Below are 25,517 nucleotides of genomic sequence, written 5' to 3' on the forward strand. Positions count from 1 at the left end.
ATTCTCCTTACTCTACGAAACCAAGAACTTCACCACCGATACCCGCAGAGCGAGCGGCACGATCAGTCATCAAACCTTTAGAAGTCGAAATGATCGCAATACCCATGCCAGCAAGAACTTTAGGAAGTTCATCACAGCTTTTGTATATACGAAGACCAGGACGTGAAACACGTTTGATCACTTCAATTACTTCTTTACCTTCAAAATATTTCAATGTAACAGCTAGTTCAGGTTTTGCTTCGCCTGATACTGAAAACTCTGAAATATAACCTTCTTCTTTAAGTAATGTTGCAATTGCAACTTTAACTTTTGAAGATGGCATTGTAACTGCAACTTTTGCTGCAGATTGACCGTTGCGGATGCGTGTAAACATGTCCGCGATAGGATCAGTCATCATAACCATTTACTCCCGTGAATTACCAACTAGCTTTCTTAAGACCTGGAACTTCACCACGCATCATAGTTTCGCGTAATTTAATACGGCTCAAACCAAATTTGCGTAAGAATCCATGTGGACGACCAGTAATGCTACAACGGTTACGTTGACGGCTACTGCTCGAATCACGAGGTAAACTTTGAAGTTTCAATACAGCATCCCAGCGATCTTCATCAGAAGAATCAGTACCAGAGATGATAGCTTTTAGAGCAGCACGCTTTTCAGCATATTGTGCTACTAACTTGGTTCTTTTAGCTTCACGAGCTTTCATTGACGTTTTAGCCATAACTCTACACCTTCTTCTGGAACGGGAAATTGAAGGCAGACAATAGAGCTAGTCCCTCTTCATTATTTTTCGCGCTAGTAGTAATAGTGACATCTAAACCGCGAATCTTATCGATTTTATCGTATTCGATTTCAGGGAAGATGATCTGCTCACGAACGCCCATGCTGTAGTTACCACGACCATCGAATGACTTAGGATTTAAGCCACGGAAGTCACGGATACGAGGAATAGAAATAGAGATAAAACGCTCTAAAAATTCCCACATACGTTCGCCGCGTAGAGTTACTTTTGTACCAATAGGGTAGCCTTCACGAATCTTGAAGCCCGCAACTGATTTGCGTGCTACTGTCGTGACCGGCTTTTGCCCTGAGATTGCAGTAAGATCATTTGTGGCGTGTTCTAGCACTTTCTTATCAGAAATAGCCTCACCAACACCCATGTTAAGGGTGATCTTTTCAATCCGAGGGACTTGCATGACACTTTTATAACCAAATTGCTTTTGCAATTCAGCTACAACTGTATCTTTATATAAATCATGCAGTTTCGCCATCGTTTACTCCAATTTAAATTAATGCGTTATTAGATTTGAAAAAACGTACTTTTTTGCCGTCTTCAATTCTAAAGCCAACACGATCTGCTTTGCCCGTTGCTGGGTTAACAATCGCTACGTTGGAAACTTGTAAAGGTGCTTCTTTTTCAATGATGCCACCAGGCTGCTGTAACTGAGGTACAGGCTTAGTGTGTTTCTTGATTAAGTTAACGCCTTCTACGAATACTTTACCGTTTTCAACAAGAACTTTAGTGACTTTACCAGTCTTTCCCTTGTCTTTGCCAGCAAGTATAATTACTTCATCATCACGACGAATCTTAGATGCCATTATCGTGACTCCTTAAAGTACTTCAGGTGCTAATGATACGATCTTCATAAATTTCTCATTACGAAGTTCACGTGTCACAGGCCCGAAAATACGAGTACCAATTGGTTGTAAGTTTGCATTCAAAATTACAGCCGCGTTTTCGTCAAAACGGATGGCAGAACCATCAGTGCGACGAACACCTTTCTTAGTGCGCACCACTACCGCAGTAACAACATCACCTTTTTTTACTTTACCGCGAGGACTTGCTTCCTTTACGGCAACTTTGATGATATCACCAATGCGTGCATAGCGACGGTGCGAGCCACCAAGAACCTTTATACATTGAACACGCTTAGCGCCACTGTTATCAGCAACATTCAGCTGTGATTGCATTTGGATCATTGATTTTGCTCCATTGTTATCTTTTTTCTAAATCTTGTGAAACACAAAATAAACAATAAGATAATATTTAATTTAAGGCCAAAAATTGACCCGTCACTGCCTTTTGAAAGACCCCGTTTCGGTTAGAATTTAGACATAAATGTCATCACTCAAACTTAACGGGCGCGAGATTATAACACCGCTCACTCAAAAGTGATAGTCAAATTAGCTAAAAATTAAGCAGTGCGAGAAAGGCGGTAATGCTAGATAGCTTTAAGGCATTAAGGCTTAAAGCTTTAAAGCCTTAAAGTGAATGTCACCGGACCATCGTTTATTAATGCGACCTTCATATCCGCACCGAACTCCCCTGTCGGCACTGAAAATCCTTGTTCTTTAAGCTGCCGGACAAAAAACTGATATAAATGCTTACTTAACTCAGGCTTTGCCACCGTAGAAAAGCTTGGTCGCAATCCGGAATTGGTATCTGCTGCTAAAGTAAATTGAGATATCACTAAAATATCCCCACCAACCTGCTTAACATTTAAATTCATTTTGTCATTTGCATCATTAAAGATGCGATAACCCGCAACACGCTGTGCTAAACGTTTAGCTTTAACTTCATTATCTTCTGGTTCAATAGCAAGAAATACTAATAAGCCGTTATTAATATCGCCAATGACTTGGTTATCAACGGTAACGCTTGCCTGACTGACACGCTGGATTAAAGCTATCATTTATTCATCTACCTCTGCTACGGCCTTCTCAGTAGCTTTGCTCTTGTCTTCATTTAATGTCGCATATTCTTGTAATGATACTGTTATTAATGCCCCTAGCAGGACAATTAGCCAAGAAACATAAACCCATAAGAAAATAATCGGTATAGCGGCTAATGCGCCATAAATAATCTGATAAGACGGAAAGGCGGTTATATATAAGGCAAACGCTTTTTTTGCCAATTCAAATAATATGCCGGCCACGACAGCGCCTATCAAAGCAGACTTAAAAGGTACCGCTTTGTTAGGCACAGCCATATAGAGAATAACAAAAGCGATAATGGAAGAAAGTAATGGCAGTGCACGTATAAAAATATCAAACAAGCCTAAGACATCATATTCATCCACAGCGACTGCAGAAACTATATAGGAAGTTAAAGCAATACTAGCGCCGACCAATATTGGCCCTAAGGTTAGCACCATCCAATACATGGCAAATGAAGTTATCGTTCGACGTTTGTCAGTGACTCGCCAAATTTTATTAAAAGTACTATCGATTGAGGAAATAAGTAATAACGCCGCAACAAACAAAAAAGAGATAGCGACAGCTGACATTTTTGAGGCATTAGCGACAAAGCCGGTTAAATACTCTTGCAGCACATTGCCTGCAGCAGGGACAAAATTTTGATAAACAAACTGTTCAATGTGTTGCTGTAACTCCCCAAATATTGGGAATGCGGTCATCACTGATAACATAACCACCATTAAAGGCACTAATGACATCAAACATACATAAGATAGATATCCCGCGACGACTTGAATCTGCTCTCGGCGCACCCGTCGGCTAAAATAAAATAGTAGCCCTTTATTTTCATGCCAAAAACCCCTAAGGCTTGCCTTATCGAATATACTCATATTTGTTAACAATTTACTTATTTGCCCTATTTGATACATATATTAAGATAGCGTTAATGAATTATCTAGGGTCGATTGATCTTAGGAAGATAAAATAGGAGTGTTTAATGTCGAAACAAGGTTCTGCGGGTAATGTAATTGCAGCTATTTGTAATGTATTCTTCCCAGGTTTGGGCCAACTAGTACAAGGTAGGTTAATGGCAGCAATCATTTTTGCCATTGTTTGCGTTGGCGGTTATGCGCTTTGGTGGCTAGTTTTCCCAGCAATTATCGCGGCAATTTTTCATTTATGGTCCATTATAGATGCCGCTACTTATAGAACTAATGAGTAACAACTCATTAGTTCTAACATTAGTTAAAACGTGGCGCGGCTATAAAACTGACTTGCTTACTTTCTATTACTTGCTCTTCTTCTTCATAGCGGTTAATTTGCGCCAATAAATCAGATAGCTGCTGGATTTGCTTAGGGTTGGCTTTACCTTGACTAAATATCCGACTAAGCTCTTGGAGTTTTTTAAGTTGTACTGGGGACATAATACAATTCCTTTTGTTTGAATAAAACAGTAAGTTGCTTACGGCTTGATACCCATAAGCCTAGTCATTAACCCCTCTCTCCGCTTCATTCTTTTGCATGAAGAAGTAACAAGATATTAATATGTTATTTCTTTCATTTAATTTAATTTCATTTAATCAATATAAACAGCCACTTACTATAAAACATCATGTCATCGTTGACATAATCTGACAACAATTGCAGAGATGTATTACAAAGATGATAAGGCATTACAGCAAGGTTTTTATCAATTATTTCCCAGCGCGAACAAGTTCCCAGAGATGCGCGAATAAATTCCCGCCTACGGGGATGGTATATGCATTCGTAGAAGGGATTTCAATCGCGCATGTATACAGGTTTTCAATCAGCGCTTATCAATTATTTTCCAGCGCAAACAAGTTCTCGTCTACGCGGTGCCAATGCCGTAGGCGGGATTTCAATCGCGCATGTATACAGGTTTTCAATCAGCGTTTATCAATTATTTCCCAGCGCAAACAAGTTCCCGCCTACACCTCTTCCTCAACGACATACTTACATCCTGTATTTTTTCTTTAGACAATAAAAAACGCCTATCACTTTCGTGATAGGCGTTTTTTTAAACGTTTTTTAAATGTTAGTAAGGTGGTCAGTAATTACTTACTGCCTCTACCTTCACGTTTACGTTCATTCTCTTTTAAGAATCTCTTACGTATACGAATACTTTTAGGTGTTACTTCAACCAACTCATCATTATCAATAAACTCTAAAGCTTGCTCTAATGACATTAAGATTGGTGGCGTTAATGTTTGTGCTTCATCAGTACCTGAAGAACGAACGTTAGTTAGCTGCTTGCCTTTAAGTGCATTAACAGTTAAATCGTTATCACGACTATGAATACCAATAACTTGACCTTCATAAACTTCAATACCGTGCCCAATCATCATACGGCCACGAGACTGTAAGTTAAAGATAGCGTTAGTAAGGGCTTTACCAGTTGCGTTAGCAACCATTACACCATTTTTACGTTGGCCAATTTCACCACCTTTATGAGGTCCATATTCGAAGAACGTATGGTAAATCAAACCAGAACCTGAAGTCATGGTCATGAATTCAGTTTGGAAACCAATTAAACCACGACTTGGCATAATGAAATCCATGCGAATACGACCAGTACCATCAGGTGCCATGTCAGTTAATTCAGCTTTACGGATACCCATTGTTTCCATGACAGCACCTTGATGTTGTTGTTCAACATCAATAGTTACCGTTTCATAAGGTTCTTGTAACTCACCATCGATCATACGTTCAATAACTTCTGGACGAGAAACCGCTAATTCAAAACCTTCACGACGCATGTTTTCAATTAAGATACCTAAATGCAGTTCACCACGACCTGATACTTTAAATTTATCCGGATCATCTAATTGCTCAACACGTAAAGCAACGTTGTGCACTAATTCTTTTTCTAAACGCTCTTTAATGTTGCGCGAAGTAACGAATTTACCTTCTTGACCACAAAATGGTGAAGTATTTACTTGGAAAGTCATATTGATGGTTGGCTCATCAATAGATAACGCTGGTAAACCTTCCACTTCTTTTGGACAACAAATCGTATCAGAGATTTTTAATTCACCTAAACCGGTAACAGCAATGATATCGCCAGCAAAACCTTCTTCAATATCATAACGTTCTAGGCCTAAGTAACCAAATACTTTGCCTACTTTACCGTTATGTACGCCACCATTTGCAAGCTGAACTGTCACTTGTTGATTAGGTTTAACACTACCACGCTTAATACGACCAACACCGATTACGCCTAGGTATGAGCTGTAATCAAGTTGAGAAATTTGCATTTGCAATGGACCTTCAGGATCGGCATCTGGTGCCGGTACTTCTGCGATAATAGTATCGAATAAAGGTGTCATGTCAGTACCAATAACGCCTTCTTCTAAAGAAGCCCAACCGTTAATTGCTGAAGCGTATACTACTTTAAAGTCAAGTTGCTCATCTGTTGCGCCTAAGTTGTCGAACAATTCGAAAACTTGATCCATCACCCAATCAGGGCGAGAACCTGGCTTATCAACTTTATTGATAACAAGAATTGGTCTTAAACCTTGAGCAAATGCTTTTTTGGTTACAAAACGCGTTTGTGGCATAGGGCCTTCTTGTGCATCAACAATCAATAGTACTGAATCGACCATTGACATAACACGTTCTACTTCACCACCAAAATCAGCATGACCAGGAGTATCTACGATGTTTATACGGTAGTCGCCCCAGTTAACAGCGGTATTTTTAGCTAAAATTGTAATACCACGTTCTTTTTCAATATCGTTTGAATCCATAACACGTTCGTCATGGCCCGCACGTGAATCTAAAGTACCTGATTGCTCAAGTAATTTATCAACTAAAGTGGTTTTTCCGTGGTCAACGTGGGCAATGATTGCCACATTTCTTAATTTATCTAACACAGGCTTTACTCGCTGTTACGATCGTTTATCGCTACTTTAGCCGATTAACGAATAGGGCTATAATTTTGCGCGCATTATACAGAAATTCTGACTAAAAAGAAATCAATATATAATTCATTAGACTTGCCTGCGCTTTTTCACCCGGTACAGATAACAAAAAAGCTTAGCCAAATTATTGAGTAAGCTTTTCATTCGTCCAAGTTAGTTATCTAATAGTGGGCCAATACCTCTACTAATAGTTAAACTAATACCTTAAATTGAGATGCATTAATACTTCGCCGCTTGACCTTCCGCTGGCAAACTATTCTTAATAAAATCGCGAATATCTTGATTTGATTGTCTTAAGTCTTCATGACGTAAATACATCATATGCCCACTTTCATAACCCTTAAATGATAAACGGTCTTTCATCAAACCGCTTGGGTCTAACTGCCATAGGGTATATTTAGCATCAAAGTAGTTGGTAGCACCGTCAAAATAACCTGATTGAATCATGACTTGCAGGTAAGGATTTTGCGCCATCGCAGAGCGTAACCCTTCGCCGGTGTTATTACCGGTGCGATCCCAAGGATGAACATTACCAAACATGTTGTACTTAATGTCTGTTTTATAATCTAACTCTTCACGTAAATAATAATTAATTGCCGGAGTAAAACTATGCAACCACGAGCTTAACTCAGCATTGTAATCAGGTCGTGAACCAGCAACTTTTTTATCAATACCCAAATAACGTGAATCTAAACGACCGATGGTTTGTTTTCTATCACGTAACAACTCTTTCCAGAAAAAATTATTATCAACATCTAAGTTGTTATTAACAACCGCTTCTATCGATAAGCCTGAATATTTAGAGACTTGCTCAGCAACAAGCTGTTTTTCTTCGGCTGAAATAAAGCCACCTTTAGCTAACGCCGGTAAATATTTGCTAAGCGTATACGCTTCAACTTCAGCGAGCAGCTCTTGTAACGGTTTTTGTTGCAACTCAGGAGTTAAGGCTTGGTGATACCAAGCAGCGGCAGCAAAATACGGTAATCTATTAGCGGCTTCCACTGGGCCATCGCGTTTGATACCAATATCAGTTGGCGATACTAAAATAACACCATTGACATACATCCACTGACGCGATTGTAGCTCTTTGGCTAAACCGGCAACACGGGTAGTACCGTAGCTTTCACCAATTAAATATTTAGGTGAGCGCCAGCGGTTATTGCGACTAACAAAAGTATTAACCCATTCTGCCAAGTATTTAATATCAGCATTAACACCAAAGAACATTTTCTTTTGTTGCTCTTTAGTTGGCATTTTACCGTCTTTATCCGGCAATACGCGTGAATAGCCAGTATTAACCGGGTTAACAAAAACAATATCTGCAACATCTAAAATTGAATAGGGATTGGTTTTAACGCCATAAGGTTGCAGAGGATAACCTTCGCTATCAACATTTAATACCCGAGGTCCCGTATAAGCAACATGCATCCATACCGAAGCAGAGCCTGGGCCACCATTAAATGAAATAACCAATGGGCGTTTGGCGGTATCTTTTACATCACTGCGCTGATAATAGGTATAAAACAAACTCGCAATGGGTTTACCTTCATCATCCCATACCGGTTGCGTACCCGTAGTAGCAGTGTATTTAAACTTTTTACCATTAACCTTAGTACTGTGTTTCGTGGTGTTCTTCTCATCAATGGCGAGTGTACGTTCATTTTCGGCCAAAGCATTGACTGAAAACAGTACCACTATCACCAAAGTTAGCATCTTTGTTAGTGTATTATTCATTGTTAAACCTTAGATTTTTAAAGTTTTATTGATTTATTTTGTTTTGGTTAAATATTCAGCTAGTTACTTCTTTATGCGGATTGGTATTATAAAATACCAAGCAAAAAGATGAGCTGCGGTTAGTGAATAATTCACCTCGATAATTATTATTCATGCCTGCTATTAAGTCACTTACTTACCAACAAGTAAATTGAGCCATGATAAAAATGCGGCAAAGGGAATTAAAAACACGCCCAAACGTTTCGATCACAACTTGATAGGGACTGACTGTTCGTTATCGCGGTCATATTAACTTGCAATTTATTTCATAATTTTACATTTTTTATACAGTTACCACCTTGCTATCTACATTGAACAAGATAAGCTACTAAAATGCTGAATATTTCTTTAAAAAACACTCTCCCGCTACTTCTTACATTCATGTTGACTGCTTGTGCAAGCACCTCATTTAGTGATCTATTTAGTAATTATAATAAGCAAATGCATGGCGTAAAAAGTGCACAACAACGTGGCAACTTCGAACAAGCCCTGACATTAATTCCTCAGCGTGATAAGGGTAATGTTAGTTACAGTTTAAGCTTATTAGAAAAGGGCCGGTTAGAGTACTTAGCCAACCAACATGAACTAAGTAAACAAGACTTTGAGCTTGTTTATAAACAAGTACAACAAGCTGAGCAAGCGGCTAAAGTTCAGCTCAGTCGTGGCGTAGAAAACGTTGCGGCTGTGGTCAGTAACGATAACGCCATTCGCTATGACATCCCCTATTACGAACAAAGCATGTTACATAGTTACCAAGCACTTAACTACTTAAGTCAAAATGATCTTTCTGGTGCCTTAGTTGAAATAAGGCGTGCTAATTTAGTACAAAACAAAGCATTAAAAGCGAATCAACAAGCAATCTTTGACAGCCAAAAAAAAATGGCTCGCAAAGGAGTAAGCCCCGAAAGCTTAGCCAGTAAATATCCATCAATGAATACCGCCATTGGCGAGGTGAAAAATGGTTTTCAAAATGCCTACACCTTTTATTTATCCGGTGTACTCTATGAAGCAGCCGGACAAGCTAATGATGCTTATATAGATTATAAAAAAGCCTTAGAAATATACCCGCACAATGTCACGGTACAGCAAGATGTCTGGCGACTAGCTAACGTTCTAGGTATGGACAATGATATACAGCTATTTAAAAAACGCTTCTCCCAAGACATAGCTAAAGGTAACAGCCAAGGCAGTGCTAATAAACAAAGTCCAGCAGCAAGCGGGCAATTAGTTGTGCTAGTAGAACAAGGCATCATCAACAGTAAGCAAGAAGTTTCCATCCACTTGCCTATATTTACCAGTCATGGTGACATGCGCTTTTATAGCCTTGCTTTACCGAGTTATCAAAATCGCTTGCGTCAATACTCAGGACTATCTTTAAGCTATCAAGGCAAGCACTATCAATCACAAGAAATTGTTCGCCTACAATCACTGGCCGCCAAGCAATTACAAGATGAAATGCCAGTAATTGTCACCCGACAAGTTGTTCGTATTATTGCCAAAGAAGAGATAAGAAAACAAATAAGCCGCAAAGGTGGTGATATCGGTAATATCTTAGCCGCTCTTTATAACGTTGCTTCAGAAAAAGCAGATACCCGCAGCTGGAGTACACTACCTGATAGCATACATATACTGCGTTTGGATTTTGCGCCCGGTAAACATGAAGTAGAAATGAACATTAATGGTAATAAGCGCACGGTAAACTTTGAAATATTTGAAGACAGGCAAACCTTAGTAAAATTAACGGCGATTGGCAATTATACTCATTATCAGAGTTTGAATCTTTAACTGCGACGCCCAGTTAACACACGGAGTAATTAAAATGACTACATCTATAGCTAAAATAATGACCAAACGTTCCGCACTCTTAGTCGCTGCGTTGTCGGTCACCCTATTTATTAGTGCTTGTAAAAATGTACCACCGGTTACCTCCGGTGTTGGTAGTGATCAAATAGCCCCAGGGCAAAAATTCAGTAAACATTTACAGCTGCACAATCCAAAGTTGGCGAAGAAGCTTCATATTAGCGACATTCGCTCTCGAACCAACAATGACCTGCTTGAAGTTAACTTATCACTAACCAGTACCTACAAGAAAACCCTGCAGCTACAATATCAATTTACCTGGTTTGATAAAGACGGTTTTGTCCTTGAAGCGGGTAAAAGCCCATGGCAACCACTTGATTTACACGGCATGCAAACAGCAACAGTGCCAGGATTAGCGCCAACGACTACCGTTGCCTCGTTTAGTCTTTATGTTCGTGAAGTACCAGAGGAATTTTTTAAATTTTAGTTGATAACAAATACACGATTTAGTAATACCTAATTAACATTACCAAAGTAAAAGGAAATACCAATGAAAAAACTTATTATGATCACCAGTGTTGCACTAACACTAACGCTTGTTGCCGGTTGTACCAATAAATCAGTAGTACGTTATGGCGATGCAACAGAAGTTGAAACAACAGACATCAGCTTTGGCTCAACCGACTTACAAAAAGTTGCCGGCCAAATGACTGACTCATTATTACTTTCTCCAGTAGTCGGCACATTAACAGCCAACTCTCGTCCTATTATGTTTGTAGAAAGCATCAAAAACAAAACCAGTGAGCATATCGATACCGAATCAATTACTGACTCTATTTCGACTAAACTGCTGCGTTCAGGTAAATTTAGATTTGTCGATATGAGCCGTGTAGAAGCCGCACGTAAACAACTTGATTATCAACAAAACAGTGGCATGGTTGACACAGCTAAAGCCATGCAATTTGGTAAGCAAGTAGGCGCTCAATATATGCTTTATGGCAACTTAGCCAGCATTGTTAAGTCTAATAAAGACCAGACTGATGTTTATTACAAATTCACCCTACGTTTAATGGATTTAGAAAGCGGCCTAGTAGAATGGGCTGACGAAACTGAAATTCGTAAAACCAAAGGTAAAGAATTCGTTAGCTGGTAGTAGCGATTACTAAATTGTTAACTAGGAAAGTATTATGATGAAATCACTATTATTAACAAGCTTAACTCTGTTGATGTGCTTATTTAGTTATTCAGCCAATGCCGACTACGACAGAAACAAAGCAGTAGCCGTTGAAAAGGTACTTTTTGGCACTGTTATTTCTGCCAGAAACGTTAGCCAAGAAGAGTTGGTTGAAGATAAAAACAGCGGTTGGAAAACCTTTGGTGGCGCGCTCATTGGCGGCGCCATTGGTAATCAATTTGGTGGTGGCAGTGGTAGAGACATTGCCACAGTCCTAGGCGCAGTTATTGGCGGTAAAATGGCCAACAATCGCAGCCAAGGTAAAACGGTAGTGATTCGCTTAGTCGAGCTAATGATTGAAGTAGAGTGCTCGGAGCAACACTGTCAGCAATTCATGGTGATTCAAGATTATGATCAACAAATGGTCTTTCATCGCCAAGATGCAGTGAGAATGGTTTATCTAGCCAACGGTAATGTCAGAATAGATAAACAATTTTAATCGAATAATCATGCGCGATTAAAATCCCGCCTACATTGCGCGGAGATCAAAAAAGCGGGATTAAAATCCCGCCTACATATAACCGTACCCCCGTACTCGGGGATTTGTAACCGTAGGCGGGAATTTATTCGCGCATCTCTTAGGTATTTATTCGCGCATCTCTTAGGTATTTATTCGCGCATCTCTTAGGAATTTGTTCGCGTTGAATTTATTTGCGCCTTCAAAGAATCGGGATTGAAATCCCTCCTACAAGTGCCCTATAACCGACATGCACCCAACCAAGCTTCCAATGACTCCCGATATTTCTTAGCGGACGTAGCATGGATGCTACTTATTAGAGAATGCAGGACGCAGATTCTCCTGAACTTATTCGCGCATCTCTTAGGTATTTATTCGCGTTGAATTTATTCACGCCTTCAAAAAAGCGCGATTAAAATCCCGCCTACAATCGATCAAAATACGTGATAAACATCACAATCATCCTCGATTTAAATCCCCTCCATATACCCGTAATCCCATACTCGGGGATTTGTTACCGTAGGCGGGAATTTATTCGCGCCTACAATCGATCAAAACGCGCGATTAATATCCCGCCTACATAACAATTCCAATGTACTAAACTGATATAACGATTAAATAAATGGAATTATTATGCGTCGCTCTCATCTTTTACGAAAAAGCAGAATATCTCAGCCTTTTCATTATTACGCGATAACTTGTATAACAAACAATAGAGAATGCCTTTTCACTGAGCTAGCAAGCGCACAACTCGTTATTCTTCAATTATTAAAGCTCGAAGATGAGCAGGCTATCAAAACTATCTGCTATACACTAATGCCAGATCACCTACATTGGCAGTTTCAATTATTAGAAAAATATTCTCTAGCAGAAGTAATTAAACGTATGAAAGGAAGAAGTGCACAAGCGATCAACATACAAAAAAATAAACAGGGTAAAGTATGGCAAGCTGATTATTACGAACATCATATAAAGAATGAAGACGATCTAATTCATCAAGCAAGGTATATTGTTGCCAACCCCTTAAGAGCAGGCTTGGTTGACAATATTAGTGATTATGCCTTCTGGGATTGTATTTATTTAAAATAAATAAATGATATATGCAGTGAAACACGTGATTAACATCACAATCAAAACGCGCGAACAAGTTCCCGCCTACCGCACCCTGCCCGCGTATACCATACGCGGTAATTTGTAACACCTCACACTTTCATGCGCAATAAAGTGTGATTAAATGACACTTTATTTCGCATAAAAATGTAGCGAACATCATTAACTAGCTCATTTAAGTATCTATTTCATTTATTATTGAATGACAGGAGAGTAACTGAAGAGATTGGAGAACGGTTACGTACAAAAAATATCTTATCAGAGAATGCATACGTGGCATGGATGCCACTTATCAGAGAATGCAGACGTTACCAACCAACGTCATTCCCAAAACTCCGTAGGCGGGAATTTATTCGCGCATCTCTTACAAATTTATTCGCGTTGAATTTATTCACGCCTTCAAAGAATCGGGATTGAAATCCCTCCTACAAGTGCCCGTAAACCCCATACGCGGTAACTTGTTCGGGGAGTAACCGTAGGCGGGAATTTATTCGCGCATCTCTTAGGAATTTGTTCGCGCTTTAAAGGGGAGTTCATTCGCACTTTGGACTTAACGGTTAATGCATTCATGGCATGTATACCACACCCTGCACTTTTATTGCGCATAAAAAGCCTTACAAAATGATTTATAAACAATAGACTATTAAATCAAAAAAGGTTATAAAATGATTTAAAGAAAACTAAGGTATAAATCAAATGTATCATTGGGAAAGTAAAGGTTGGCCGTTATTTAAATATGATATCTCTCGTGTAACAGCAAGTTTAAATAAATATGCAAAAAAGGCTTACAGCATTGAAGGAGCGATATCTCAATTGTCTTCAACTGATCATGATGACGCCTATGTTCACATGTTAGTTGAAGAAGCTTTAAGTACCAGTGCTATTGAGGGGGAAAAGCTAAACAGGGAGGAAGTACGATCTTCTGTGGCTAGGTTTCTCGGTTTAAAAGAACCTGAACGCGGTGGTTATTTTCCAAAAGAGAAAGGTATTGCCGCGATGCTTGTTGATGTTCGTAAAAGTGTCTCTATTCCAATGTCTAAATCTTTAGTTTGTCATTGGCATGACTTGCTCTTACATGGCAGCGAAGATTATTACGTGCATTCAATTATTAAGGGGGATTATAGAGATTCACCAATAAATGTTGTACGGGAAAATTTGTATGGTGATACAGAGACTATTTATAAAGCGCCTGCCGAAAATCGCAATGAAGTAGAACACGAAATGAATGCATTTTTCCAGTGGTATAACAATGATGCTATTGCCTGTGAAGGTAGCCCTTTATCAGGTCCAATAAAGGCAGCTATAGCGCACTTATGGTTTGTCGCAATTCACCCATTTCAAGATGGCAATGGCCGTGTTGGTAGAGCTATTGCCGAGCACGCCTTATTTCAAGATTTTTCTCGTCCTCCACTTTTCAGTATTTCAATAGTGATCAACACAAATAGGATGGAATATTACCAGCAGTTAAGAGGAACTAATTCGACATTAGTCGTGGATAATTGGGTGGCATGGTTCGTAGAGCTGGTCAATGAGTCGCAAACTAAGTCGCTTGAGTCTGTTGAATTTGTATTGAAAAAATCAAAATTTTGGGCTGTTTATGGAGACATCAAGTTAAACAGTCGCCAGGAAAAAGTAATGAATAAAATATTCTCTGTAGGTGCGGATGGCTTTGTTCGTGATGGTTTGACCAATGAAAAATATAGAGCAATCACAGGTGCTCCTCCCGCAACAGCAACTAGAGATTTAAAATCGCTAGTGAATAATGGTCTACTGATTCCGTCTGGCGCTGGTAAACGTGGACTGCGCTATTTTGTTAATTTCCCGCAAGAGCGTGAGTTGTTTGAACCTAAAAAGGCTCAGCCTTTAGTCGATGACGTAGCCTTAGCCAAGCTGATAAAAAAAATCGAACGTAATATTGATTACTTTAGAGGAGAGAAAAACCTTGGCTTGAATAAGCTGATCGATGAATATACGGCTATTGCTCAAGGAAGTAATGATGCCGAAGCCAAACTGAAATCTATCCTATCCCCGTAGGCGGGGACTTGTTCGCGCATTTCTTAGGAATTTATTCGCGTTGAATTTATTCGCGCCTTCAAAGAATCGGGATTGAAATCCCTCCTACAATCAAGCTACTTAACTTTGGTGCTAGCCACTTTCAATTCAATAACTTCAGCGGTTTTTGCTGGCTTTTGCTCTTTCTGTTGCCAAACCAAATCACAAATACCATCGGTAGGGTTAAAGCCTGTTGGTGCCTTAAGCAATATCTTACGAATTAATTCATGGTCAAATTCATGGCAGGCATTATCAAGCTCATTTAACACCGGCTCTAACTCATGCCAATCAAGCATTACTTCTTGTGCACACATAATACGTTCATGGCTAGTACCGGCAACGTTATCGCCAATAAGCAGCTCTTCATAAAGCTTTTCACCGGGTCTAAGGCCAGTACATTTTATTTCGATATCACCTTCAGGGTTACGTGCATCTTTAATTGAGAAACCACTCAGGTGAATAATTTTACTGGCCAAGTCGATAATTTTAACTGAATCGCCCATGTCTAACACAAAAACGTCACCGCCTTTACCCATAGCGCCCGCCTGAATTACTAACTGAGCAGCTTCAGGAATAGTCATAAAGTAACGAGTAATATCAGGGTGCGTTAACGTTACCGGACCACCGGCACGAATCTGCTTTCTAAACAATGGTACTACCGAGCCAGAAGAGCCTAAAACATTACCAAAACGCACCATGCAAAAACGAGTCGTATCTTGGGTTTTCGATAACGCTTGCAATATTAGCTCTGCCATACGTTTAGTAGTACCCATTATATTAGTAGGCCGTACCGCTTTATCAGTTGATATCAATACAAAGGTCTCTACCTTGGCATTAATGGCCGCGCGAGCGGTGGAATAGGTACCAAATATATTGTTCCTTACACCTTCAACAACATTATGCTCAACTAAGGGCACATGTTTGTAGGCGGCTGTATGGTAAACCGTTTGCACAGCAAAACTTTTCATCACTGTTTCAATACGATTCACTCTTTGCACTGAGCCCATAAGCGGAAATATTTCTATCGCTAAGTCATGCTCTTGCTTAAATTCATTAAGCTCTTTATCAATGCTGTACAAAGCAAATTCTGATAGATCAAACAATACCAGTTTAGTCGGCTTTAATTGCATGATTTGACGACACAACTCTGAGCCAATAGAGCCACCAGCACCAGTAACCATCACCACTTTACCGGCGATATCGGCATTCATTAATTCAGGCTTAGGGGCAACAGCATCTCGCCCTAATAAATCTTCAACACCAACATCTTTAAATTCTTCAAGTTTAGTTTTTCCTTGCACGAGATCAGCCATACCGGGAATAGTTAATACTTGCACGCCAAGTGACTCAACCTTACTCAATACTTCTTTGCGCCTTGCTCTTGAAGCACTTGGCATGGCCAATAATATTTTCTCTACGGTGTGAGCTTCAATAAGTGTGGGAATTTCCTGTGCAGAATACACCCGTAAACCTTGAATATTATGCCCTTGCAATGCTTTATCATCATCAATAAAGGCAACCGCGTGATGTTCTGGCCCTTGAGTTAATGCCGTTGCTAGCTGCCTGCCTGCAGTGCCTGCACCATAAATAAGTACTGAAGCTTTTTTATGCCAGCGCTGATGAGCAATCAATAATCGAACAGACATCCTTGAGCCACCGATGAAAATAATACAAAGACACATGAAGATAAAGGGTACGGTTCTGGGAGCCCCGGTGGTTAGTATGAATAAAAAGATAACAAGCAACACGGCAGAAATAACGCTGCCCACAACGATAGCAGTGAGCGCTTGCACATTCATATAGCGCAATACCGCCCGATAAAGGCCTAGCTTGACAAAAGCTAATAAGCTTAACGGTAAAACACCGGCAAAAACAAGCCAATAGTCTGGGTTAAAGAATGGCGAGAAACTTTCAAGGCGCATTAAAAAAGCTAACCAAAAAGCACTAAATAAAAACACAGAATCTATTAATAACGAAATGGCACGTTTATACGGGCGGGGTAAACTCAAAACAGACTTAATCAGAGACACTTAGGAGATCCTTTTTCGGCAAGATAAAACTTTCCTTGATAAGTTGGGGATTATAACCTAAATAGAGGTGTTATTGTACATCTACACTGTTACTAACTTGTAAAAGCCAATGACATCAGGCCTTCATTTTCTATAGCCAATTATTGCTCAATCGAGGGTCTTGTTCTTAAACAGTTTTCTCATTAAATTACGTGCCTATGCACCTTGCTCAGGAAGAAAATAAAAAAACCTGTAGGAGGGAATTTATTCCCGATCTCTTTTAAAAATCGCGGTTAAAACCGCTCCTACAAGTAATAATTCCAAATTAAATAATGGCTCCTGAGTTATCTACATAGCCATGTTAAATTAAATAACCATAGCTAAAAACTCATAATTAATGAAAGGTGAATCATCTTACTCGGCTATTTCGATATCCGCTTGGGGGTACAAACCTTGATAACTGGCCTGTAGTGATTTTTTCGCCTGCTCATCACCATGAACAATTTTTATATAACTAGGCTTATGGCGCATACGCCTGACAAAGTTAACTAAACCCGCTTGGTCAGCATGCAAACGCTACCAACCAACGTCATTCTCAAAACTCTGTAGGCGGAAATTTATTCGCGCATCACTTAGGAGTTTATTCGCGCTTTATTATTCACAAAAATAAACCCTGCGCGATTGAAATCCCGCCTACATCAACACTCCCCGTAGGCGGGAATTCATTCGCGCATCACTTAGTAGTAGTCGTACCAAAAGGGTCAAGTCTTGTATTTTGCAACAATGCGGCAGATCTGAGAATAGTACAAACCGAAGTAATGTAATAAAGCGCACCGTAAAACGCTAAACGTAATGACCGAGTCATATTCCTATCATCTAAACTAGTTATGAATAAAACAATTCTAGTTTAAAAAATAAAACTTTCAAAATTCAAGACCTGACCCCGTCATATTAGACATATCAATGTCATTAACTTACTACAAAGCTATTTTTTTTGTAACAATATTTTATTATCTAAATAAGTGCTACTCAGCTGTTTATTGATAAGCCTTGTCACTTCAGAGTTTATAGTTAACTCATTAGCAATTCGAGTAAAGGACTGCACCGCCTCTACCACGTCATCGATCACCAATTGCGCTTGCTCCCAGCTAGCAAAGTTTGCTTGTCCTGCTAATTTTTGCATCACTTTCAAGCTTGGTTGCTTTCCAAAACCACAAAAAGCCGTTGCATGTTCACTATAGGATGAAGGACTGAAAGTAACATCATAAAACGGAGCTAATTGCCACTGCCCATCATCTTGCTGCAAAAACGCCCAGTTTTTACTATGATCATCTTGGTTTAAAGCAAACAAATTAAACACCATTCTGCGAAACATTATCTGTCCTGCAGCAGGACTCCGACAAATTATGCTGCTAACTTTAATTAAATCTTCATAATCTAAACTTGGCATTCTGTAATCAGCATCAAGCAAACCACTTGCACTGTGTAGGTGTAACCTCCCCTCGTTGCCATCCAGATTTTTTACAACATCAAAACGCTTAACAGCCAACCACTGCTTAGCGCCTGAAGCTCTAGGGGCATCTAATAACCTCCATTCAGGGACATCAATCTCCGCTTGTTTCGCCATGGTTAAATAAGCAGCCTCACACACTCCCTCATCATGCCCAAGTGAAAGTTGTGAAGAAGTAAACTTAACTAAAAATGCTTCACTATCATCCCTAACATTTGTACTACAAAGATCATTATGGTTATTCAAATATAATTGAGCTTTGGGTCTTGCTCCTCCTGAGCTACCAGCATTAATCAATGCTTGTAATACTTCTGACGTTTGGCCATCAAAAATAGCCTGAGCTTGTAAACCTAATTGCGCTATTGATAACTGTTCTGGAACATTATTGTTTTGTAGTTCAGAAATCGGTAAATATGATAATGCTCCCATAGCACCCTCACCTACAAACGACAGCCTATCCATAGCGGTAATTTGTGCAGGCAGAGTATTAACTTGCCTAAAGACTCTATCCATTAATAATAAGCCCCAACCATCGGGGAGTGAGTCAGAGAAAGCACCATGTAAACTATTATGGGGTCTTACTGGCGCTAGCTGTAATGATGAGTCAAAACTAAGGTTAAAAGGGGATAGGTTATGATATTGATTCAAATAATGTGTATCATATTGAAAGTAAATACCTTGTCGATTTTGAGCTAAAACGCCAACTGCAACATTCACACCATTTGCTAGCTTACGAAATACCTCTAACTTATTAACACGTCCATAATCCATTATCGCAAGACCTCATCAATAGAGGCAGGAATTTCATTAGCATCTTGTTTTTTAGTGAGAGATTTTAAGTGTGCTAATTCATCTAAACTCTGCCAAAGTAAAATAAACTGACGAAAAGAAATTTGCTGAGTAGTTTCGAATTTTTTAATCGTAGAAGCAGGTACTGTGCTTAATTGAGCAAGCTTAGCGCGAGAAAGTTTTGCAGCCTTTCTTTTAACCACAAGCCACTCACACAGTGTCGCCTGAACATCACTGGCTGACAATAAAGATAACTTATTCATAAAACACCACAATAGACACAGTAGTATCCATTATAACCTAAAAACTATAACTTAGGACATAATAGTATCCAATTTATATTTTATAGTATAGGGGGCAGGTCTTGTATTTTGCCACAATGCGACTAATTTGCATGAACAACCCAATTATGGCGTTCGCATACATCACTTAAGGTAACTAAAGAAACTCAAAATCATCGTCCTGAAGATAAATTAAATTTCGGCCATTACCGCGTGAAGTTATATGATAAAGCGCCCCTGCAAACTCTAAACGTAATGGCCAACTCATATTTCGCCCTAATTAAGTCCGATAAGATGAAATAAAATTAGCCGAAGAAATTAAAGGACGCAAAATTCAAGACCTGACCCCGTCATGCGCTACTCGGCTATCTCGATATCCGCTTGGGGGTACAAACCTTGATAACAGGCCTGCAGTGATTTTTTCGCCTGCTCATCACCATGAACAATTTTTATATAACTGGGCTTATGGCGCATACGCCTGACAAAGTTAACTAAACCCGCTTGATCAGCATGAGCCGAATAGCCACTAATAGTATGTACTGTTGCCCTAATATCGTATTGTTTACCCTCTAAAATAACATAGCCATTATGCTTGCGAGCATATTTTTGAATATCACGCCCTGGTGTGCCTTGAGCTTGATAACCAACAAACAAAATATCAGTGCTTGTATCACTAATAAATTGTTTTAAGTAATTGACCATACGACCACCAGCACACATGCCACTGGCAGCAATAACAATAGCGGGCTTATTACGCTTTGCTAATGCTTTCACCACTGACAAATGCTGTTTGTGGTCATCAATGGTATAGAGTTGACTAAAATTAAGCGGATGTCGCCCTGTAGCGACTTTTTGCTTAGCCTCCGCGTCCCATAGGTTTTTAAACTGTTTGTATTGCTCTGTAAAATTTGCCGCCATGGGTGAATCAACAATAACCTCTATAGATTGCCAAAAGCTATTATCCTCCGGTTTTGTTCCAGCCTTGCTAGCTTGCTGAGAGCCTACTTGTTTAGACTTTTGCTGAAGGGCTCTTTGTTGCTGCGCTTTATGCTGCTGAAAGATGATTTGCTCTAATTCATATAACAACTCTTGCGTGCGACCAATACTAAAGGCAGGAATAAGCACCACACCATTATCAGCTACCGCTCTTTCTATCACCCGTTGCAAGTTTTGTCTGCGCTGCTTTCTACTTTGATGATTTTTATCACCATAAGTCGACTCAATAATTAAAGTATCAGCCCGATAAGGACTTTTAGGCGCGGGTAATAAAGGCGCATACGGCGCACCTAAATCACCAGAAAACACCACTCGGTGTTTCTTGGCTAGAGGCTTATCTTTAGGGCTAGCTGAGGACTTCTTTAAAGGTATAGCCAGATCAATCTCAACATACGCTGATCCTAAAATATGACCCGCCGGTTGAAACTTTGCTTTTGCTTGTTGATAACCAACAGGATCAGATGAATCAGAAGAAGAATAAGAAGAGAGAATCTCGTTAACCGGTAACTCAAACCATTGTTTATAAGCGATTGGCTTAATTTGTCGTTTTAGTAGTTTAATGCAAGCAGCGATTAAACTCTTATCACGAGTAACACCCACTTTAAGTGCATCTTCAATTACTAACGGCAGCAAACTCGCTGTCGCCTCAGTACAAAATATTGGCCCGGTAAAACCCGCCGCTAAAAGGTAAGGAATACGGCCAACATGATCTATATGGCAATGAGTCACAATGAGCGCAGTAATATTACTGATATCAAAGCCGATAGTTAAATGATCGGCACCCGACTTACCCGAGACTTCCGCCCCTTGAAACAAACCACAATCAATTAAAACACTAGAAGAGTTATGAATATTCAGTTGATGACAAGAGCCAGTAACACCATTAACCGCACCGTGATGAACAATCTCTGGTTTAAAATCCATTTCAAAATCCTTTTAAATAGCTATACCAACATCCTTTAACTAAGCATAGATCATTCAAGGTCATTCCATACGAATCATTACTACCCCAAAATAATCACCAACAAACAAACATCATTTGCAAAACCCGTAGGCGGGAATTTATTCGCGCATATCTTAAGAATTTATTCACGCTTTGGCCTTAGACCTGGCATGGTTGCCACTTAATTGTTCTGGGAGTAACCGTAGGCGGGAACTTGTTCGCGCATCTCTTAGGTATTTATTCGCGCAGAACCTGCACTTGTTCACGTTGTATTTATTCCCGTTGCACTTATTCGCGCCTTCAAAAAAGCGGGATTGAAATCCCGTAACCCTGCGCGATTGAAATCCCGCCTACATTGGCAGTTTCAATTATTAGAAAAATATTCTCTAGCAGAAGTAATTAAACGTATGAAAGGACGAAGTGCACAAGCGATCAACAAAGAAAAGCATAAACAGGGTAAAGTATGGCAAGCTGATTATTACGAACATCATATAAAGAGTGAAGACGATCTAATTACTCAAGCAAGGTATATTGTTGCCAACCCCTTAAGAGCAGGCTTGGTTGACAATATTAGTGATTATGCCTTCTGGGATTGTATTTATTTAAAATAAAAAGGATATATGCCGTACGCGGTAATTTGTACCCCGTAGGCGGGAATTTATTCGCGCAGCTCTTGAACTTATTCGCGCTTTATTATTCACAAAAACAAACCCTGCGCGATTGAAATCCCGCCTACATCAACACACCACGTAGGCGGGAACTTACGCTGCATGGATGCAGCTTATTAGAGAATGCAGGACGCATATTCTCCTGTTCGCGCATCACTTAGGAATTTATTACCTCTTGTAAATAAGCCCTAAAATCATCACCAAATTCTGGATGACGTAAACCATACTCAATATTTGCTTTCATATAACCGAGCTTAGAACCACAATCGTGTGATTTACCCGTCATATGAAACGCTTCTACGGTTTCAAGTTTCATCAGCATAGCAATTGCATCGGTCAACTGAATTTCATCTCCAGCACCCGGAGGGGTAAACTCCAACAAGTCCCAAATTTTCTCTGATAAGACATATCGTCCAACAACAGCTAAGTTAGATGGTGCTTCATCTATAGGCGGCTTTTCCACAACAGCAGTCATCGCTTTTGATTCACCAGCAGCAAGTTGGTGACCTTCACAATCTGCAACCCCATAATTACTCACCATTTCCATAGGAACTGGTTCAACCATAATTTGGCTATGCCCTACTTCATGATAACGAGCCAACATTGCTGCCAAGTTTTCAGTTTTTAAATCACTACTCGCATCATCCAAAATAACATCAGGTAACACCACCACAAAGGGCGAGTCACCAATGATTGGTCGCGCTTTTAAAACAGCATGACCTAGGCCTTTAGCTTCACCTTGACGTACATGCATAATAGTAACGCCCTTAGGGCAAATAGCTTGAATCTCTTCAAGTAACTGTCGTTTCACCCGATTTTCTAACGTAGTTTCAAGCTCAAAAGATTTATCAAAGTGATTTTCAATGGCATTTTTAGAAGAGTGCGTCACTAAAACGATTTCTTTAATGCCGGCAGCAACACATTCATTCACTATGTATTGAATCATTGGTTTATCAACAATTGGCAACATTTCTTTTGGGATAGCTTTGGTAGCAGGTAACATACGAGTACCTAAACCTGCTACGGGGATTACAGCTTTCATTCTTAAACTTCCTTTGTCTTTATATTTTATAAAAATCTTTAAACTATGCGACAAACACTGCAACACCCTCTTTTACCGCGATTTTAGGGGTATAATTTGTCGCCTTAAAATCATCAGTCAATCCAGGGTGACGTAAACCATACTTAACATCGGCTTTCATATAACTGAGCTTAGCACCACAATCGTATGATTTACCTGCAAAAGAAAATACTTACTTAATCACATTAACAGACAAATCATTAAGCTTTGAGTGTAGTACCCGTCTCAACAACTTCTCCATCAGCAACTTCAACAAAGTACCCAGCACTACAGCCGGCTTGAAGCCAAGCGGCTTTACCAACTTTAACACCACCGGCTAAGCTAACGGCCACACCAATATGTGCAAACACACCTAAAACACAATCATGATCAACGGTTGCATTTGCGTTAATTAATGCCCCTAATCCTAATTTAGCATTAGTGCCGACAACAGCCCCAGCCATAACAACAACACCTAGAGCAACTTCTGCATAATCACTTACCCAAGACTTAGGATGAAGTAAAGAAACAAGTGGCAAACCAGCATCAGAAATTTTGACTATCAACTTTTTTCTAACCGCATTATTACCTATAGCAACGATACATGCATCAAACTCAAAGTTGGTGGTGAAAAGAGAATCACTATTACCAACAATATCCAAGTTTAAAGCTTTTATATTTTTAGGAAAAGAGTCATCGACAAAAGATACCTTTTCAAAATCCCCTGAACACAAGGCTAAATCTGCGACAGCTTGTCCGTGACCACCAGAGCCAACAATAACTAAGTGTTTATACATTACTCGGCTTCCCATTCAATGCATTCTAAAAATCCGTCTTTAAATCCAATACATAAATTTTTCGTTGTTTCGTTAGCTAGCTTAGCTTTCCAAATGATATGTTTTTTATCATTAATCATAATAAAAGCACCAGGATAAGGTCTAGTCGTCGCTCTCACAAGCCTTTCTGCCGTTTTAACAGAAGCACTTAAATCTATTTCACCATCTTTTGGGGTACGTCCCTGCCACTCAGTTGCATCAGCATGATTCTGCTCTTGTAATGTAACGTCTTCGTTTAATATTTTAGGAATAATGCTCGTCATTAAATTCACATGTGCATCATTTACTGAGTCATATAATTCTGTAGAGGTTGTCCTTTCAGATAAAGGTATTTTGTACTGAGATAATATAGGTCCCGTATCAACACCTTCATCAAGTTTAAACAGAGTAACACCCGTTTCCTCTAGTCCTTTAATAATTGCCCACGGAATAGAAGCTCGACCTCGCCCTTTAGGCAATAGTGTTGGGTGCATGCCGAGTACACCAGACTTTGGTGCATCAAGAAGTCGTTTATTTGCGATTTGCGACCAACCAATAATAAAAAGCCAGTCTAAGTCATATTTTTTTATCACATCAATAACATGATCATCATTTATATGATCAATTTTAATTAAATCAATTGAGTTGCTTTGACAAAAATCATCAAGGTACACCCTCCCCGATTTATTTTTAGCTTTTTCATCGATTAATGTAATAGCGACCTGTAATTTTCCACCTGCCTTATATATAGCTTCCATACATGAAAAGCCAAGCTGTACACAAGTAACAAAACCTAATTTCATTTTTTTTCCTTTAATAAACCGGTGGTGGCTTAAACAAATATAAAACAGTATTCAGAATGATTTTTACATCATTGAAAAAGCTAATATCTTTTACATACTCACCATCAAAAGCAGCTTTTTCAGGAACTGTCATGCCATCAAAAGAGTTAACTTGTGCTAAACCAGTCAATCCTGGTCGTGTAAATAAAGAATTATTGTCTTTGCGAATTTGTAACAACTCTTCTTGAGTAGCAAGAGGAGGTCGAGGGCCAACAATGCTCATATCACCTTTAAGAATATTTAAAAGTTGCGGCAATTCATCAATATTGGTTCGACGGATCATCTTACCGACCCAAGTAAGTTTTACCTGGCCAACTTCATCCGAGGCTAAATCGCCAGTATTAACAGGCATACTTCTAAATTTAAAAAATGAAAATAAGTTACCATTTTTGCCAGCTCTAGTTTGCTTAAAAATAATAGGACCTGGGTCAACTATTTTAATAAGCAATGCAACAATAATCATTAACGGAGATAAACATACAACAGCAAAAAACACGATAAAGATATCTAGCAGTCGTTTACCAAACAATTTATACATA

27 protein-coding genes are annotated in these 25,517 nt (G+C 39.4%); 8 read left to right on the forward strand and 19 right to left on the reverse strand.

What is annotated here, in order from left to right:
• Nucleotides 1-7: 7 nt before the first annotated feature.
• From rpsH to F580_RS0105620, 7 genes are all read right to left on the reverse strand, one after another.
• Nucleotides 8-397: a 30S ribosomal protein S8 gene (gene rpsH, locus F580_RS0105590; protein WP_157443001.1), complete on the reverse strand. Its 390-nt coding sequence runs from the start codon at nt 395-397 to the stop codon at nt 8-10.
• Nucleotides 398-416: 19 nt separating this feature from the next.
• The gene (rpsN, locus tag F580_RS0105595) at nt 417-722 is read right to left on the reverse strand and encodes a 30S ribosomal protein S14 (RefSeq protein WP_019026713.1); all 306 of its coding nucleotides are present in this window, start codon (nt 720-722) and stop codon (nt 417-419) included.
• 4 nt (nt 723-726) lie between these two features.
• Nucleotides 727-1,272 (reverse strand): 50S ribosomal protein L5, encoded by a 546-nt coding sequence (gene rplE, locus F580_RS0105600; protein ID WP_019026714.1) that lies wholly within the window; start codon nt 1,270-1,272, stop codon nt 727-729.
• A gap of 13 nt (nt 1,273-1,285) precedes the next feature.
• Nucleotides 1,286-1,600 (reverse strand): 50S ribosomal protein L24, encoded by a 315-nt coding sequence (gene rplX / locus F580_RS0105605; RefSeq protein ID WP_019026715.1) that lies wholly within the window; start codon nt 1,598-1,600, stop codon nt 1,286-1,288.
• A gap of 12 nt (nt 1,601-1,612) precedes the next feature.
• A complete protein-coding gene (rplN, locus tag F580_RS0105610; protein WP_019026716.1) occupies nt 1,613-1,981 on the reverse strand; it encodes a 50S ribosomal protein L14 in 369 nt (122 codons plus the stop codon).
• Between the two features lie 275 nt (nt 1,982-2,256).
• Entirely contained in the window at nt 2,257-2,694 is a 438-nt protein-coding gene (dtd, locus tag F580_RS0105615) for a D-aminoacyl-tRNA deacylase (RefSeq protein ID WP_019026717.1), read from the reverse strand.
• Nucleotides 2,695-3,588, reverse strand: coding sequence for a virulence factor BrkB family protein (locus F580_RS0105620; protein WP_083926947.1), 894 nt, complete (start codon nt 3,586-3,588; stop codon nt 2,695-2,697). It abuts the gene before it with no gap.
• A gap of 107 nt (nt 3,589-3,695) precedes the next feature.
• Between F580_RS0105620 and F580_RS0105625 the strand changes: the two genes are divergently transcribed.
• Entirely contained in the window at nt 3,696-3,920 is a 225-nt protein-coding gene (locus tag F580_RS0105625) for a hypothetical protein (RefSeq protein WP_019026719.1), read from the forward strand.
• A 19-nt stretch (nt 3,921-3,939) separates the two neighbouring features.
• Here the strand turns inward: F580_RS0105625 and F580_RS0105630 are convergent, their stop codons facing one another.
• The 3 genes from F580_RS0105630 to F580_RS0105640 form a co-directional block, all read right to left on the reverse strand.
• Nucleotides 3,940-4,122, reverse strand: a complete 183-nt coding sequence (locus F580_RS0105630) for a hypothetical protein (RefSeq protein WP_019026720.1) — start codon at nt 4,120-4,122, stop codon at nt 3,940-3,942.
• A 651-nt stretch (nt 4,123-4,773) separates the two neighbouring features.
• A complete protein-coding gene (gene typA / locus F580_RS0105635; protein ID WP_019026721.1) occupies nt 4,774-6,591 on the reverse strand; it encodes a translational GTPase TypA in 1,818 nt (605 codons plus the stop codon).
• 267 nt (nt 6,592-6,858) lie between these two features.
• A complete protein-coding gene (locus F580_RS0105640; RefSeq protein ID WP_019026722.1) occupies nt 6,859-8,373 on the reverse strand; it encodes a S10 family peptidase in 1,515 nt (504 codons plus the stop codon).
• Nucleotides 8,374-8,745: 372 nt separating this feature from the next.
• On the opposite strand from F580_RS0105640, the gene F580_RS0105645 reads away from it, so the two are divergent.
• From F580_RS0105645 to F580_RS0105670, 6 genes are all read left to right on the forward strand, one after another.
• Entirely contained in the window at nt 8,746-10,197 is a 1,452-nt protein-coding gene (locus F580_RS0105645) for a COG3014 family protein (RefSeq protein ID WP_019026723.1), read from the forward strand.
• 34 nt (nt 10,198-10,231) lie between these two features.
• The gene (locus F580_RS0105650) at nt 10,232-10,699 is read left to right on the forward strand and encodes a YcfL family putative periplasmic lipoprotein (RefSeq protein ID WP_157443002.1); all 468 of its coding nucleotides are present in this window, start codon (nt 10,232-10,234) and stop codon (nt 10,697-10,699) included.
• A gap of 63 nt (nt 10,700-10,762) precedes the next feature.
• The gene (gene lpoB / locus F580_RS0105655) at nt 10,763-11,365 is read left to right on the forward strand and encodes a penicillin-binding protein activator LpoB (RefSeq protein ID WP_019026725.1); all 603 of its coding nucleotides are present in this window, start codon (nt 10,763-10,765) and stop codon (nt 11,363-11,365) included.
• Nucleotides 11,366-11,402: 37 nt separating this feature from the next.
• Nucleotides 11,403-11,885: an outer membrane lipoprotein gene (locus F580_RS0105660; protein WP_026301271.1), complete on the forward strand. Its 483-nt coding sequence runs from the start codon at nt 11,403-11,405 to the stop codon at nt 11,883-11,885.
• Nucleotides 11,886-12,536: 651 nt separating this feature from the next.
• Complete coding sequence (locus F580_RS0105665) at nt 12,537-12,992, forward strand: REP-associated tyrosine transposase (RefSeq protein WP_019026727.1); 456 nt, start codon at nt 12,537-12,539, stop codon at nt 12,990-12,992.
• A gap of 717 nt (nt 12,993-13,709) precedes the next feature.
• The gene (locus F580_RS0105670) at nt 13,710-15,047 is read left to right on the forward strand and encodes a Fic family protein (RefSeq protein WP_019026728.1); all 1,338 of its coding nucleotides are present in this window, start codon (nt 13,710-13,712) and stop codon (nt 15,045-15,047) included.
• A 95-nt stretch (nt 15,048-15,142) separates the two neighbouring features.
• On the opposite strand, the gene F580_RS0105675 is transcribed toward F580_RS0105670, so the two are convergent.
• The 5 genes from F580_RS0105675 to F580_RS0105700 form a co-directional block, all read right to left on the reverse strand.
• On the reverse strand, nt 15,143-17,095 hold the full coding sequence (locus F580_RS0105675) for a nucleoside-diphosphate sugar epimerase/dehydratase (protein WP_019026729.1): 1,953 nt from the start codon (nt 17,093-17,095) through the stop codon (nt 15,143-15,145).
• A 393-nt stretch (nt 17,096-17,488) separates the two neighbouring features.
• Nucleotides 17,489-17,647 carry an MBL fold metallo-hydrolase RNA specificity domain-containing protein gene (locus tag F580_RS25905; protein WP_019026730.1) on the reverse strand — a complete coding sequence of 53 codons (159 nt, stop codon included), beginning with the start codon at nt 17,645-17,647 and terminating at the stop codon, nt 17,489-17,491.
• Between the two features lie 412 nt (nt 17,648-18,059).
• On the reverse strand, nt 18,060-19,355 hold the full coding sequence (locus tag F580_RS0105685) for a type II toxin-antitoxin system HipA family toxin (RefSeq protein ID WP_019026731.1): 1,296 nt from the start codon (nt 19,353-19,355) through the stop codon (nt 18,060-18,062).
• Nucleotides 19,355-19,636 (reverse strand): hypothetical protein, encoded by a 282-nt coding sequence (locus F580_RS0105690; protein WP_019026732.1) that lies wholly within the window; start codon nt 19,634-19,636, stop codon nt 19,355-19,357. Before F580_RS0105690 ends, F580_RS0105685 begins: the two co-directional genes overlap by 1 nt.
• A 375-nt stretch (nt 19,637-20,011) precedes the next feature.
• Entirely contained in the window at nt 20,012-21,574 is a 1,563-nt protein-coding gene (locus F580_RS0105700) for an MBL fold metallo-hydrolase RNA specificity domain-containing protein (RefSeq protein ID WP_019026734.1), read from the reverse strand.
• A 357-nt stretch (nt 21,575-21,931) separates the two neighbouring features.
• On the opposite strand from F580_RS0105700, the gene F580_RS24025 reads away from it, so the two are divergent.
• Nucleotides 21,932-22,204 carry an REP-associated tyrosine transposase gene (locus F580_RS24025; RefSeq protein WP_040356867.1) on the forward strand — a complete coding sequence of 91 codons (273 nt, stop codon included), beginning with the start codon at nt 21,932-21,934 and terminating at the stop codon, nt 22,202-22,204.
• Between the two features lie 214 nt (nt 22,205-22,418).
• Here the strand turns inward: F580_RS24025 and galU are convergent, their stop codons facing one another.
• The 4 genes from galU to F580_RS0105730 form a co-directional block, all read right to left on the reverse strand.
• Nucleotides 22,419-23,303, reverse strand: coding sequence for a UTP--glucose-1-phosphate uridylyltransferase GalU (gene galU, locus F580_RS0105710; RefSeq protein WP_019026736.1), 885 nt, complete (start codon nt 23,301-23,303; stop codon nt 22,419-22,421).
• A 239-nt stretch (nt 23,304-23,542) separates the two neighbouring features.
• Nucleotides 23,543-24,118, reverse strand: a complete 576-nt coding sequence (locus F580_RS0105720) for a PglD-related sugar-binding protein (protein WP_019026738.1) — start codon at nt 24,116-24,118, stop codon at nt 23,543-23,545.
• Nucleotides 24,118-24,939 carry a formyltransferase family protein gene (locus F580_RS0105725; protein ID WP_019026739.1) on the reverse strand — a complete coding sequence of 274 codons (822 nt, stop codon included), beginning with the start codon at nt 24,937-24,939 and terminating at the stop codon, nt 24,118-24,120. The genes F580_RS0105720 and F580_RS0105725 overlap by 1 nt, the downstream gene beginning before the upstream one ends.
• Before the next feature lie 10 nt (nt 24,940-24,949).
• Entirely contained in the window at nt 24,950-25,516 is a 567-nt protein-coding gene (locus tag F580_RS0105730) for a sugar transferase (protein WP_019026740.1), read from the reverse strand.
• Nucleotide 25,517 lies beyond the last annotated feature (1 nt).

The organism is Colwellia piezophila ATCC BAA-637, assembly GCF_000378625.1.
Classification (GTDB): Bacteria; Pseudomonadota; Gammaproteobacteria; order Enterobacterales; family Alteromonadaceae; genus Colwellia; species Colwellia piezophila.

Bases quoted from the DNA above. Each gene is read 5' to 3' on its own strand.
- rpsH (WP_157443001.1), bottom strand. From the start codon at position 397: ATGATGACTGATCCTATCGCGGACATGTTTACACGCATCCGCAACGGT.
- rpsN (WP_019026713.1), bottom strand. From the start codon at position 722: ATGGCTAAAACGTCAATGAAAGCTCGTGAAGCTAAAAGAACCAAGTTA.
- rplE (WP_019026714.1), bottom strand. From the start codon at position 1,272: ATGGCGAAACTGCATGATTTATATAAAGATACAGTTGTAGCTGAATTG.
- rplX (WP_019026715.1), bottom strand. From the start codon at position 1,600: ATGGCATCTAAGATTCGTCGTGATGATGAAGTAATTATACTTGCTGGC.
- rplN (WP_019026716.1), bottom strand. From the start codon at position 1,981: ATGATCCAAATGCAATCACAGCTGAATGTTGCTGATAACAGTGGCGCT.
- dtd (WP_019026717.1), bottom strand. From the start codon at position 2,694: ATGATAGCTTTAATCCAGCGTGTCAGTCAGGCAAGCGTTACCGTTGAT.
- F580_RS0105620 (WP_083926947.1), bottom strand. From the start codon at position 3,588: ATGAGTATATTCGATAAGGCAAGCCTTAGGGGTTTTTGGCATGAAAAT.
- F580_RS0105625 (WP_019026719.1), top strand. From the start codon at position 3,696: ATGTCGAAACAAGGTTCTGCGGGTAATGTAATTGCAGCTATTTGTAAT.
- F580_RS0105630 (WP_019026720.1), bottom strand. From the start codon at position 4,122: ATGTCCCCAGTACAACTTAAAAAACTCCAAGAGCTTAGTCGGATATTT.
- F580_RS0105640 (WP_019026722.1), bottom strand. From the start codon at position 8,373: ATGAATAATACACTAACAAAGATGCTAACTTTGGTGATAGTGGTACTG.
- F580_RS0105645 (WP_019026723.1), top strand. From the start codon at position 8,746: ATGCTGAATATTTCTTTAAAAAACACTCTCCCGCTACTTCTTACATTC.
- F580_RS0105650 (WP_157443002.1), top strand. From the start codon at position 10,232: ATGACTACATCTATAGCTAAAATAATGACCAAACGTTCCGCACTCTTA.
- lpoB (WP_019026725.1), top strand. From the start codon at position 10,763: ATGAAAAAACTTATTATGATCACCAGTGTTGCACTAACACTAACGCTT.
- F580_RS0105660 (WP_026301271.1), top strand. From the start codon at position 11,403: ATGAAATCACTATTATTAACAAGCTTAACTCTGTTGATGTGCTTATTT.
- F580_RS0105665 (WP_019026727.1), top strand. From the start codon at position 12,537: ATGCGTCGCTCTCATCTTTTACGAAAAAGCAGAATATCTCAGCCTTTT.
- F580_RS0105670 (WP_019026728.1), top strand. From the start codon at position 13,710: ATGTATCATTGGGAAAGTAAAGGTTGGCCGTTATTTAAATATGATATC.
- F580_RS0105685 (WP_019026731.1), bottom strand. From the start codon at position 19,355: ATGGATTATGGACGTGTTAATAAGTTAGAGGTATTTCGTAAGCTAGCA.
- F580_RS0105690 (WP_019026732.1), bottom strand. From the start codon at position 19,636: ATGAATAAGTTATCTTTATTGTCAGCCAGTGATGTTCAGGCGACACTG.
- F580_RS0105700 (WP_019026734.1), bottom strand. From the start codon at position 21,574: ATGGATTTTAAACCAGAGATTGTTCATCACGGTGCGGTTAATGGTGTT.
- galU (WP_019026736.1), bottom strand. From the start codon at position 23,303: ATGAAAGCTGTAATCCCCGTAGCAGGTTTAGGTACTCGTATGTTACCT.
- F580_RS0105720 (WP_019026738.1), bottom strand. From the start codon at position 24,118: ATGTATAAACACTTAGTTATTGTTGGCTCTGGTGGTCACGGACAAGCT.
- F580_RS0105725 (WP_019026739.1), bottom strand. From the start codon at position 24,939: ATGAAATTAGGTTTTGTTACTTGTGTACAGCTTGGCTTTTCATGTATG.
- F580_RS0105730 (WP_019026740.1), bottom strand. From the start codon at position 25,516: ATGTATAAATTGTTTGGTAAACGACTGCTAGATATCTTTATCGTGTTT.